We start from the raw sequence: 11807 nt of genomic DNA on the forward strand, positions 1-11807 counted from the left end.
TATATCCGCTCGAAACCCACTGGCAAGTACGCCCGGCGCCTCTGGTATCTCTTCGAACTGCTCACCGGCAAACGCCTTCCCATCGACGACCTCACCACCGCCAACTACGTTGACCTGCTCGAAGCGGATGAATACTACACCACCGCCCCAGTCCAGGTGCGCAGGCAGCGCGTCAACGACAACCTGCTCGGCGACGCCCGGTTCTCCCCCACTGTTCGCCGCACCGCAAAGCTTGCTGAGTTTGAGAAAAAGAACCTCTCGCGCAGGTGCCGGCAGCTTCTCGAGGGCTACCCCCGCGACATCATGCGGCGAGCCCTGAGCTACCTCTACACGAAAGAGACCAAATCTTCCTTCGAGATCGAGAATGTCACCCTCGATGCCTCACGTACCGAACGTTTCATCGCGCTCCTCGCCTCCGCCGAGAAGAAGGACTTTTTCGCCAAACCGGAACTGATCGATCTCCAAAATCGAATCGCAGACGAACGTTTTCGCGAGCCGGACTACCGCCAATCCCAGAACTACGTCGGCGAATCCGCATCCCACAGGGAGATAGTTCACTTCGTCTCACCCAAACCGGCCGACCTCGCCGCACTCATGGAGGGGATGTTCGCGGCACACCGCCGGATGGAGGCTGGCAAAATCCAGGCTGTTATCCACGCCGCTACCGTCGCCTTCGGTTTCGTTTACATGCATCCCTTCGAGGACGGCAATGGTCGAATCCACCGCTTCCTCATCCACAACATCCTGGCCAGAGCAGGCTTCACGCCGCCCGGGGCCATATTCCCCGTTTCCGCCGCCATGCTCCAGGACAAGGAGGCCTACGACGCGGCCCTTGAACACTTCTCCGTCCCGCTGCTTCCCCTCGTCGAATACAAGCTCGACTACCAGGGCCGCATGACGGTTCACAACGAGACCGCGCTGCGCTACCGCTTCATCGACATGACCGCGCAAACCGAAGCCCTCTTTCTGTTCGTCGAGCGTGTCATCGAAACCGACCTCGTGCAGGAGCTCGATTTCCTCCGCAACTACGACACCGCCAAATCCGCCATTCAGGCCATCGTGGATATGCCGGACCGCCTGCTTGATCTGTTCATCCGCCTCTGTGTCCAGAACAAGGGCGTCCTCTCTGCCGCTAAACGGAAAAACCACTTCGACATGCTCACCGATGAAGAGGTGGCGCAAATGCAGCAGGTGATCAAAGAATCACATCTCGTCGAGTAGGCTGTAGCGCCGGCAGCGCGCTTGGACGCTCCACTTCCTTTTCCTCTCGCTTCCACAACCCTGCCCAGCTTATAACCCTCTCGCAAAATTGAACCGCACCGGCTTGCGCAGCCGAGTGCGCCTCCCTCCCCATCAGCGCCGATTAGCGTCAAACTCCTTCATTACAAGGATGTTACGCACTACCCTTCCTCACCCTTTAAACCATCAATCCAACTACCCTCCAAATCCCCACGATTTCCAGGTCTTCCGCCCCTCTTTATCCTGTTCGCATATGCTAAATTCATCATCATCGATCAACATCGGCTCACAGCCCGACAACAACAACAACCACAACCTCACCGTTCTCGACGCCGAACCTGTCCCGGACTGCGCGGTCCCCGCAGACCTGCAGAACCTCCTCGGCAACCGCTCCCTCCGGGTCAAAGAGGAACGCGCTCTCATCCAGCGCCGCACCGTCGAGCCGGTTCAACCCCAGGCCCCACCCTCGCCCGCCGTCAATCCCGCCGCCCTCATCTCCGCCCCGCCCGCCCTCGGCGCACTCCTCCCTCAACGCCTGCGCAACGGCAAAATCGCTCGCTTGCCCAAACTCGAACGCGACATGGTCAATAAACTCCTCCACAACCACATTCCCTACGCCAAAATCGTCTGGGCTCTCTCCGACCGCGGAATCACCGTCACCGAACGCAATATCTCCAACTGGCGCACCCGCGGCGGTTACAACGAATGGTGCGTCCAGCAGGACAACCAGCTCCGCCTCGCTCATCTCCAGGACCACCTCGACGATTACCTCCGCCAGCACGATGCCCAGCAACTCCCCGAAGTCGGCCTCCAGGTCGCCTCCACCCAGTTGACCTCCCTCCTGATGAACCCTCAAACCGCCGCCCCCCTTCTCGCCGACCCCAACAAATACGCCAAGGTCATCGACGCCCTCGACAAATGCTCTGTCCGGCTCAACGAGCTCCAACAACAACGCTATCAAACAGCCAAGCGTGCCAGCATCCGCAACTCCATCCCCAATCTGCGCCATGAACAGGCCAGCGAAATCGACGTCCTCCGCGAAATCGCTTCCGCCGAAGGGCTCGCCAAGTCCGCCCGTGAGGACAATGTTCCCCATCGGAATGACCTCCCTCCTCGTGAACAGATGCCCTATTGCCCTCCCGGCCCGACCTTCGGCGAAATGCTCGAACACGAGATGAGCCGGCGCGCCTTAGCGTCAAAACCGCAGCCCGAACCCCAGCAGCCCCTTGCCCCCTCCGAACGTCCCTCGAACGTCTCTCAAACAGCATCTGACGGTAACCCACAGTAACCGTACGGTAGCTTACGGTAACCCACGGTAACTCCCGGTAACCATAAATCCCCACAACACTGCCTCCCCTTGAGAATCCCTCCGAGACTGGCAAACTACCGGCACGGCACCGCTACGCGGTGCGCCTGTAAAACTATGGTGAGCGCTCCGAGAGGAGGTTTTACGGGCCAGGAAGGCCTCCGTTGGCGCGAGCGACAGGGGGGATGGGGTCGGACCACCGAATCGAGCCCATCACATGCCGCGTCGTGTAGTCGCCGAAAATCCCGAAAGGGTATCAGGGTTGCGAGGAAACGAGCTACCCTGGGTAATCTAAGTGCATCGGCCTCAACTCCAAAGGAGTTGTGCCCCCTTTAGAATCCAACTAAATCCTGTGCCGCAATCACTCTCTGCGGTTTACATCCATCTGTTTTTTCAACCAAAGAACGCCCACCTTCCTTGCGCGAGCTTTCAGGATGAACTTCGGCCTTTGCTTCGCAAGCACGACGTGCACTGGGATGCGGGGGATGGGGGCCGAGGCCCACGGCTAGCGCCTCCCGCTTGCGCTTCGTTCCGCCTGGCCTTAGGGTGGTTTTTAAATGTTGAAGTCGTCCGCGCGGTCTGCAATTCGCCTTCGAGGCGTCCGGCACAATAACCTGAAGAATTTCGACCTGGACCTGCCGCTCAACCAGTTGATTGTCATCACTGGTTTGAGCGGGTCAGGCAAGAGTTCGCTTGCGTTCGACACTCTGTTTGCCGAGGGGCAACGACGTTATATCGAAACCTTCTCCCCTTACGCGCGGCAGTTCTTCGATCGGATGGACAAACCGCAGGTGGACAGCATCGAAGGGATTCCCCCCGCTATCGCAATCGAGCAGCGCAATTCGGTCAAAACGACCCGCTCGACAGTGGGCACGATGACCGAGATTTGCGATTACATGAAAATGCTCTGGCCGCATATTGCGCAATTGCATTGCCGCCAATGCGGGCGCCCCGTGCGGAAGGACTCCCCGCAGCAAATCTGGGAAACCTTTAGCAAGGCCGGGTTAGCGGGAGGACCGTGGGAGGGACTACCCATAAAGGGACCCCTCTCCCCGACCCTCTCCCCTTCGGAAGGGGATTGGGAGAAGCATCGGCGGGTTACGGTTGCAGGGCATGCGGCGGACTCCTCTGTAGTCCGAACCCTGCCCAGCGAGACCAAGGGAGGGCAAAATTCAACCGCAGGCGAGGTTCTCATCACGTTTGATCTGCCCCTCTCAGAGAAGCTTTCATTCCAGGAATCACTCGACCTGGTTTCAAAACAAGGATACCAGCGGCTCCTGGTGGGGGAAAAAATGATGCGTCTGGAGGAATTGGCGTCCATGGGAACAGAAAACGGCCTGAGCCGGGTTTTGGGCAGCCGTGCCGGCGCAGCGCCCGCCTCTCTGACAGTCATTCAGGACCGTGTGCGCCTGACCGAATCGGGCCGCGCCCGGTTTATTGAAGCTTGCGAGCAGGCCTATCATTTTGGCAAAGGCCAACTTGCCGTGCGCCCGGTGGACTCGAGTCACGGAACACCAACCCGCCGTTTTTCCAACCGCCTGCATTGCGCCCAGTGCAATATCGAGTATCACGAGCCAACTCCTGCTCTGTTCAGCTTCAATCATCCAGTGGGGGCCTGTCCGACCTGCCGCGGCTTTGGCCGCGTGATTAGCATCGACTATGAGCGGGCGATGCCGGACCACTCGAAAACGCTGGCCCAAGGGGTGGTTAAGCCGTGGCACACCGGAAAAAGCGCCGAGTGCCAAACCGATTTGCTGCGCATGTGCCGTCGTTTTGGGATTCCCACAGATGTCCCTTTTGAGAATTTGCCAAAAAAGTGGAAGGACTTTGTCATCAACGGCGAACCTGGTTACGGCAAGGACTCGGGGCACGAGTGGCCCAAGGCCTGGTATGGCGTCAAAGGCTACTTCCGGTGGCTGGAATCAAAGTCTTACAAGATGCACATGCGCGTGCTGCTCTCGCGGTATCGGGCCTATACCCCGTGCCCCGATTGTCATGGAAAGCGTTTCCAGCCGGAAACCTTGCTTTATGTCGTTGGACGCAGCAACGACGCGGCCTTGCTCGAACCCGAATTCAAGGCAAAGGAGAATCGCGGTTCTCTGCGGCCAAGAGCCGCTGTTTCCAAAACGGGGCTGACTCTGGCTGATTTTTACCAACTCCCAATCCGGGACGCCCTGCATTTTCTCGAGCAGCAGGCTCAAGGGCGGCGGGTCGAAGCGCCTGACCCGCTGGGCGTGGTCTTTACTGAGGCGCGTGCGCGCCTGAGCTATCTCGAAGAGGTCGGGTTGGGCTATTTGACACTGGAGCGGCCAACTCGCTCGCTTTCAGGCGGCGAGACCGAGCGAGTGAATCTGACAACCTGCCTGGGGACGCGTTTGGTCAATACGCTCTTTGTGCTGGATGAGCCCAGCGTGGGGTTGCACCCGCGCGACATCGAACGGTTGGTGCGTGTTTTGCAGCAGTTGCGAGATGCCGGCAACACGGTTGTGGTCGTGGAACACGAAGCGAGCGTGATGCGCGCCGCCAATCACATCATCGACCTTGGCCCCGGCCACGGCGCCACAGGCGGGAATGTTGTTTTCCAGGGCCCATATTGCAGAATCCTGCAATCCGCCGCATCCCTCACCGGGCAATACCTCAGCGGGCGCAGGCAGATAGAGATTCCTCAGCGCCGCCGCGTCCAGCCACTCGCAAGCCAGACGGCGCGCCGGATGCAATGGAGAGAATCTGAACCGATGGTTCTGCGCGATAAAATGAAATCCTTTGCCGCCCAGGAGCGTCGCGCCCCGCACGGCTACGGCCAGAGTTTGGATGAATCGGAAAACAGGCTCGGCGGCTGCCCGAGCTCTGCCCTGCTGGTCCTCGAGCACGCCACGAAACACAATCTCAAGGATTTGACCGTGCGCATACCGCTGGGGCGATTGGTGTGCGTCACCGGCGTGAGCGGTTCGGGCAAAACCACCCTCGTGCGCGAAGTCTTGCTGCCCGCTTTGGAAGCCGAGTTAAAAGCAGGCCCGCAAGAGGTCAAGGCCTCTGAGCGGGTGGAAGGGGAAGAAGAGACAGACGAGGCCTCGTTGCCTGGCGCTTCTGCCGGAAGCATCCCGCGGGTGCGGGGATGGGAGGACTTGGGACGCGTCATCCTTGTCGATCAGTCAATACTCGCCAAAACGCCGCGCTCTAATCCCGCCGTGTACATCGGGGCCTTTGATGACATCCGCGAGTTTTACGCCCAGTCCGAGCTGGCCCGACAGCGGGGACTTGGCGCCAGCGCTTTCAGTTTCAATTCGAGTCAGGGGCAATGCGAGCGATGCCGAGGAGCCGGTTTCGAGAAGATCGAGATGCAGTTCCTGAGCGATGTCTTCATCCGTTGCGCGGCTTGCAATGGCCGCCGGTACCGTTCGCATATCCAGGAGGTCAAAATTGCTCCCAAACCCACGGCTCCTCTTTCTAAAGGGCCTGGGAATGGCCGGCCCGAGGTCTCGATGCGGCGTAGCACCCGCAAAGGACGGGCGCTCTCGATTGCCGACCTGCTCGAACTCACCGTCGAGGAGGCCATTGAGTTCCTGGGCGGGTTTTGCGAATCCAGGCATGCCCGGCGGGCGGTCGCCAGCCTGAACCTGCTTCGCGAGGTCGGTTTGGGTTACCTTCAAGTTGGCCAGCCTATCAATACGCTATCCGGGGGCGAAAGCCAGCGTCTGAAATTGGTCAGGCACCTGGCCGAAGCCGCTGTGACTCCCCTTAGCGCCCGCGCAAAAGGTTCGCCCAAAACGGCAGAATGCGCTTCGGAATTGGCGTCAGGCAATCCGCAACGGGCGAGGCGCGAGTCAAATGAAAAGGGCGCAACCGAGCGCCCCACCTTGTTCCTATTTGATGAGCCTACCACCGGTCTGCACTTCGAGGATGTGCGGGTCCTGTTGAAAGTTTTTCAAAGACTGGTGGATTGCGGGCATTCGGTGCTGGTCATTGAACACAACCTGGACGTGATAAAATCGGCCGATTGGATTCTGGACCTGGGTCCGGACGCGGGCGATTTAGGCGGGCAATTGATTGCGCAAGGCACCCCCGAGGAGATTATCGGGGTCCCATCCAGTCACACTGGGGCGGCCCTTCGAGAGGTGCTGCCTCCTACCCGCGATAGACTATCAGCACTCCGAAATCGGTGAGGAGTTTTTGCGTGCCGATGTCCAGGAAGCTGTAGTTGAGCGTATTGATGCTAATGATATTGCTTTCACCGACTCTTGCCAAAAAGCCCGAAACCACTTCATCGAATTTATCGTGGCCCACCTCGACGCAGTCGGTGTGACGAATGGTTTTGGTGCGGATTTTCTTATCGGTTTCTTTTGCGGCGACCTCCATGGGAGGCAGTGGTTTGGCAATCAAGCTCTCGGAGGCCTTATTGGAAGGCACCCGCAGGTGCATCTCGACCTTTGCCGCCGCCGAGGAGGCGATGGGGTTGGCCGGGAGACCTTCGACGCGCGCTTCGGGCCGATTATTAGGCAACGGGATACCCCGAATATGGATACTATCATCGGCACTGGGAATAATAATCGATTCGCCACAGGCAGGGCATTGGATTTGTGTGCCTGCCCCTGAGCTATCGACCGCCAACTCCTGTTCGCATTTTGGACAGTTAAAGATGACATCCATAAGCGGCCTTTTGTTTGCTGAATGCGTTGGCAGGATATCCAATGGCGGCGAAGAACACCAGGAAAAAGTTTTTACTTTTGGGGCGTGGGGGGGGCATCAGCGGGGTGACCCGGCGGCGCAACGCGGGTGAAACGGTTGAAAAACGGTTTCCTTGCCCCTCGGACTCGCCAGCACCCCGCTGAAAGCGGGGTGTTAATGAGAGTCGCATAGCCTGAAAAAACCTGTCGTGCGCCCGGTCTCTCAATCCCTGGTGGGCCCCCTCGGCGATGTGCCGGCGCTTTGGGCCAAGGCGTCTTATCTATTGGTAGGTTTTTTCCAACCGTTGGATGCGCGGCCAGACCGGGGAAGTCGTCGGGGTGCGGGCTTTGACTTCGGCAAAAACCCGCCTGGCTTCGGCGGGGTCCTCGCTGGAAACCATGACGCAGTAATCCAGTTCGATCCAGGCCTTGCGCGGGTCCTGAATATTGGGGCCGTAGGTTTTGAGCCAGTTCTTCAAGGCCGCGGCCCCATGGCTTTGGGCGGCCTGGAGGCTTTGGTCCAATTGCCATGGCATTCCCGGGAGGCGCTCGCCCACCTGGCTTTGAGAGAGGGCCTGCTTCTTCTCGTTTTCCTGGTCGTTCTGAACTTTTTCCCAATAAAAGAACAATTGCCAACCGCCCCAAAGGCAGACGGCAATGATTGCAACTGTGATAACTTTGGTCATGATTCTTCGACTCGTTCGATGCGCGCCCCCAAATGGCGCAGCTTCCCATCGATGTTCTCGTAACCGCGATCAATATGATAGACGCGGTTGACTTGCGTTGTGCCGCGGGCGGCTAGGCCTGCGATTACCAGGGCCGCCGAGGCGCGCAGGTCACTTGCCATCACGGGCGCGCCACTGAGGGGTTTGCCACCTTTAACAATCGCACTGGGGCCTTCAATTTCAATATCGGCCCCCAAACGGGCCAGTTCGCTGACGTGCATGAACCGGGACTCGAAAATGCGTTCGGTGATGATGCTGATGCCGGGGGTCAGGGCCATCAGTGCCATCATTTGCGCCTGGACATCCGTGGGAAACCCCGAGTAGGGCAGAGTCGTAATATCGACGGGTTTGAGTTTGCCGTTGCGGCGGATGCTCACCCCGTCGCTGCTGCGTTCGATCCTGGCGCCCGCGTCATGGAGTTTGTCCAGCACGGCGCGCATGTGCTCGGCGCGCGCGCCGCGCAGGGTGACCTCACCATGGGTGGCTGTGGCGGCGATAGCGTAAGTAGCGGCCTCGATTCGGTCTGGGATGACGTCGTGTTGGGCGCCATGGAGTGCCTTGACGCCGGTAATCGTGAGAGTTGGGCTCCCCGCGCCGGTAATCTTTGCGCCCATGGCGTTCAGGAAACAGGCCAAGTCCACCACCTCGGGTTCGCAGGCGGCGCTCTCGATGATGGTAACGCCCTCGGCGAGGACGGCGGCCATCATGACGTTGGCGGTGCCCAGGACGGTTGAGCCGGCGCGGCCACCCAGGAAGACGGCTGAGCCGATGAGACGTTTGGCGCTGGCGTGGACGTAACCGGCTTCAATGACGACGCGCGCGCCGAGGGCTTCAAAGCCCTTGAGATGCAGGTTAATGGGGCGCGCGCCGATCACACAGCCCCCCGGCAAGGAGACAGTCGCCTTATGAAGGCGGGCCAGGAGCGGGCCCATAATGCAAATGGAACCGCGCATTTTACGGATCAGATCGTAATCGCCTGCGCCTTTGATTTTTTTGGCGCGGACCCGGACGGCGCCATTCTCGAAATGGACCTCGGCGCCGAGCCAGGAGAGGATTTGGCCCATGAACCGGACGTCGCTGAGATTGGGGACACGGCGGATGACGCACGGTTCGCTGGTCAGGAGGGTGGCTGCCATGATAGGCAGGACGGCATTTTTAGCGCCGCTGATGGTGACTTCGCCATGAAGCGGGACGCCGCCTTTAATCAAGAGGCTTTCCATGTTCGGCGCGCAAAATTATGATTCTCGGTCGTTGAGTATAGTCAGTGAGAGCGGATTCGACAATCCAGTTTTGCTGCTCAAAGAGCTCAGCCAGGGGTTGAGCCTGGCCGTCGCCAAATTCAGCCATGAGTTTCCCTCCTGGTTTGAGGAAAAGGCCGGCTTGGGCTGCCAGGCGGCGGAAAAAATCCAGGCCGTCGGGTCCGCCGTCAAGGGCCTGCCTTGGCTCATGATCGCGGACTTCAGGCTCGAGCTTTTGTATCTCGGCAGTGGGGATATAGGGTGGGTTGGTGATAATGAGATCGAATCGCGAGTCGTCTGGCAGGGCCTCCAATCCGTCGCCTTGAATGAAAAGGATGCGTTCGGCAACACCCAGGTGGGTGGCATTTTGCCTGGCCAATTCGAGGGCCTTTGGCGAAATATCAAGAGCTTGAATCCGGGCTGCCGGACACTTCGCCGCCAGAGCAATGGCCAGGCAGCCGGCGCCGGTGCCAAAATCCAGCGCGGAACGGAAGGAGGCAGAGGGCTCGCCATTTAAAAAGATCCAGCCTTGCTCGGCCAGCAACTCGGTTTCGGGCCGGGGGATAAGGGCGTCAGGATTGACGGCGAGTTCCAGGCCGCAGAAGGAGGTCGAGCCAATGATGTACTGGAGGGGTTCGCGTTGGCCGCGCCGTTGTATCCATGCGCGCAACGAATCGATCTCGGCCGAGGAGAGAGCGCGCTCAAAATTCAAGTAGAGGCGCATGCGTGGCACCCGCAGGAGATGGGCCAGGAGCAGTTCGGCCTGAAGGCGGGCGTTCTCGACTCCTTTGTCGTTCAAAAATTGAGTGCTTCGTTGGATGGCTTCCAGAACGGTCACTGGGATAATCTAAGGTTCTGCTGTGCGCTTCAAAGAATAATCCATACCGCCTCTTTCAACCTTGAAGTTGCGGGGCGAGGCTCCTATGGTCGAGTCATGAAAACCATTTCCTTTTTGTTGGTCAGCGCAGCCCTGTGCGTGGCGCCGGTTGCGCGAGGGCAAGACGCGGCGACCGCCGAGCGGTTGAACCGCCTCAGCGGGCAGCTCGACGATATCCAGGCCAGACAAGAGGCCTTGCAGAAACAGTTCGATGAACTGCGCAAAGAACTCTCGGACCTGCGCGATCAGGCCAGCAAACCGGCCGGCAATTATGCCTCGCAGGAGGACGTCAAGAGCCTGACCGAGGCAGTCAAAGAGATTGATCGCAAACGGCTTGAGGATTACGACAAGATTCGCGCCGAGTTGTTGAAGCTGGGCCGGAACCTTGCCGCCGCGCCGCTGCCCAAAAGGATGGGAGCCTCCTCGAGCGCCGAACCCAGCGCGACAGACAAGCCGGCCCGCCCTGAGAATGGTTATGAGTATGTGGTCAAGAGCAAGGATACCCTCTCGAACATCGCGCAGGCATACCGCGACAACAATATCAAGGTGAGCATGGAGCAAATCCTCAAAGCCAACCCGGGCTTGAAACCGGAGCGGTTGCGGGTGGGACAAAAGATTTTTATCCCGGCGCCGCAGACCAAGGAAGCCGCGAACACGGAAGTTAAGAATTAATTGGATTCCTTCAGTTTCATTTCTGCCTTTATGCTTTTGCTTCATTTTACTGCAAAGCGGCTTTGAGGCGATAGAAGCGGTTTTGGGGAATGAAACTGGAGCGGACAGCGCGGGTGTATGTGGCGGGGCACCGCGGGATGGTGGGCAGCGCGGTCTGGCGCGAGTTAAGCCGCCAGGGGTTTACCAATTTGGCGGGCCGGACCCATGGAGAGTTGGACCTGCTGGACCAGGGGGCAGTGAGGCGTTTTTATGAGGCAGAACGGCCCGAGTATGTGTTTGTGGCGGCGGCCAAAGTGGGAGGCATTCTGGCCAACGCGCGGCATCCCGCTGAGTTCTTGTATGAGAATCTCGAGATACAAAACAACGTCATCGAGGGGGCGTATCGGGCTGGGGTAAAGAAGCTGTTGTTTTTGGGAAGTTCGTGCATTTATCCGAGGCTGGCGCCGCAGCCGCTGAGGGAGGAATCGCTGCTGACAGGGCCGCTGGAGCCGACCAACGAGTGGTATGCCGTCGCCAAGATAGCCGGCATCAAGCTCTGCCAGGCCTATCGTCGCCAATACGGAAGCGATTTCATCAGCGCTATGCCGACCAATCTGTACGGGCCCAACGATAATTATGACCCGGAAGGCTCGCACGTGTTGCCGGGCCTGATACGGCGGTTTCATGAAGCCAAAGTTTCTGGCGCAAGGACTGTGACGTGCTGGGGAACGGGGACTCCGCTGCGGGAGTTCTTGCACGCGGATGACCTGGGCCGGGCGTGTGTGTTTCTGATGGAGAACTATAGCCAGGAGGAGTTCATCAATGTGGGGTCCGGCAAGGAACTAACCATAGCGCAACTGGCGGCGCTGGTGCAGCGTGTGGTGGGGTTCGAGGGGGAAATCCAGTGGGACACCTCAAAGCCGGATGGAACACCGAGGAAGTTGATGGATAGTTCGAGATTGTTCGGGATGGGCTGGATGCCCGAGATCGAACTCGAAGCGGGCGTCCGGATGGCGTATCAGGATTTTTTGCAGAAAAAGGCAGAACTAAGATAACGAGAAGGAAAGAAGAGAATTGGAACTCGCGCGCCGGCAGTAACGCTTTGAA

9 protein-coding genes are annotated in these 11807 nt (G+C 59.0%); 5 read left to right on the top strand and 4 right to left on the bottom strand.

Annotated features, from left to right (window positions below):
- The 3 genes from VG146_08420 to VG146_08430 all read left to right on the top strand — a co-directional run.
- The coding region (locus VG146_08420; protein ID HEV2392373.1) for a Fic family protein at positions 1–1221 on the top strand (1221 nt) is incomplete at its 5' end.
- A gap of 271 nt (positions 1222–1492) precedes the next feature.
- On the top strand, positions 1493–2527 hold the full coding sequence (locus tag VG146_08425) for a hypothetical protein (GenBank protein HEV2392374.1): 1035 nt from the start codon (positions 1493–1495) through the stop codon (positions 2525–2527).
- 575 nt (positions 2528–3102) lie between these two features.
- Positions 3103–6708: an excinuclease ABC subunit UvrA gene (locus tag VG146_08430; protein HEV2392375.1), complete on the top strand. Its 3606-nt coding sequence runs from the start codon at positions 3103–3105 to the stop codon at positions 6706–6708.
- On the opposite strand, the gene VG146_08435 is transcribed toward VG146_08430, so the two are convergent.
- From VG146_08435 to prmC, 4 genes are all read right to left on the bottom strand, one after another.
- Entirely contained in the window at positions 6671–7192 is a 522-nt protein-coding gene (locus VG146_08435) for a hypothetical protein (protein ID HEV2392376.1), read from the bottom strand. The two genes, VG146_08430 and VG146_08435, sit on opposite strands and share 38 nt — an antisense overlap.
- Before the next feature lie 298 nt (positions 7193–7490).
- Positions 7491–7895, bottom strand: a complete 405-nt coding sequence (locus VG146_08440) for a hypothetical protein (protein ID HEV2392377.1) — start codon at positions 7893–7895, stop codon at positions 7491–7493.
- Entirely contained in the window at positions 7892–9154 is a 1263-nt protein-coding gene (murA, locus tag VG146_08445; GenBank protein HEV2392378.1) for a UDP-N-acetylglucosamine 1-carboxyvinyltransferase, read from the bottom strand. Before murA ends, VG146_08440 begins: the two co-directional genes overlap by 4 nt.
- Positions 9135–10010 carry a peptide chain release factor N(5)-glutamine methyltransferase gene (prmC, locus tag VG146_08450; GenBank protein HEV2392379.1) on the bottom strand — a complete coding sequence of 292 codons (876 nt, stop codon included), beginning with the start codon at positions 10008–10010 and terminating at the stop codon, positions 9135–9137. Before prmC ends, murA begins: the two co-directional genes overlap by 20 nt.
- A gap of 96 nt (positions 10011–10106) precedes the next feature.
- Here prmC and VG146_08455 point away from each other — a divergent pair, with 96 nt between their 5' ends.
- On the top strand, positions 10107–10721 hold the full coding sequence (locus tag VG146_08455) for a LysM peptidoglycan-binding domain-containing protein (protein HEV2392380.1): 615 nt from the start codon (positions 10107–10109) through the stop codon (positions 10719–10721).
- Between the two features lie 95 nt (positions 10722–10816).
- Positions 10817–11755, top strand: coding sequence for a GDP-L-fucose synthase (locus tag VG146_08460; GenBank protein ID HEV2392381.1), 939 nt, complete (start codon positions 10817–10819; stop codon positions 11753–11755).
- Positions 11756–11807: the final 52 nt, after the last annotated feature.

It is taken from the genome of Verrucomicrobiia bacterium (assembly GCA_035946615.1).
GTDB lineage: Bacteria > Verrucomicrobiota > Verrucomicrobiia > Limisphaerales > UBA8199 > DASYZB01.

Bases quoted from the DNA above. Each gene is read 5' to 3' on its own strand.
- VG146_08430 (HEV2392375.1), top strand. From the start codon at position 3,103: ATGTTGAAGTCGTCCGCGCGGTCTGCAATTCGCCTTCGAGGCGTCCGG.
- VG146_08455 (HEV2392380.1), top strand. From the start codon at position 10,107: ATGAAAACCATTTCCTTTTTGTTGGTCAGCGCAGCCCTGTGCGTGGCG.
- VG146_08435 (HEV2392376.1), bottom strand. From the start codon at position 7,192: ATGGATGTCATCTTTAACTGTCCAAAATGCGAACAGGAGTTGGCGGTC.
- VG146_08425 (HEV2392374.1), top strand. From the start codon at position 1,493: ATGCTAAATTCATCATCATCGATCAACATCGGCTCACAGCCCGACAAC.
- VG146_08440 (HEV2392377.1), bottom strand. From the start codon at position 7,895: ATGACCAAAGTTATCACAGTTGCAATCATTGCCGTCTGCCTTTGGGGC.
- murA (HEV2392378.1), bottom strand. From the start codon at position 9,154: ATGGAAAGCCTCTTGATTAAAGGCGGCGTCCCGCTTCATGGCGAAGTC.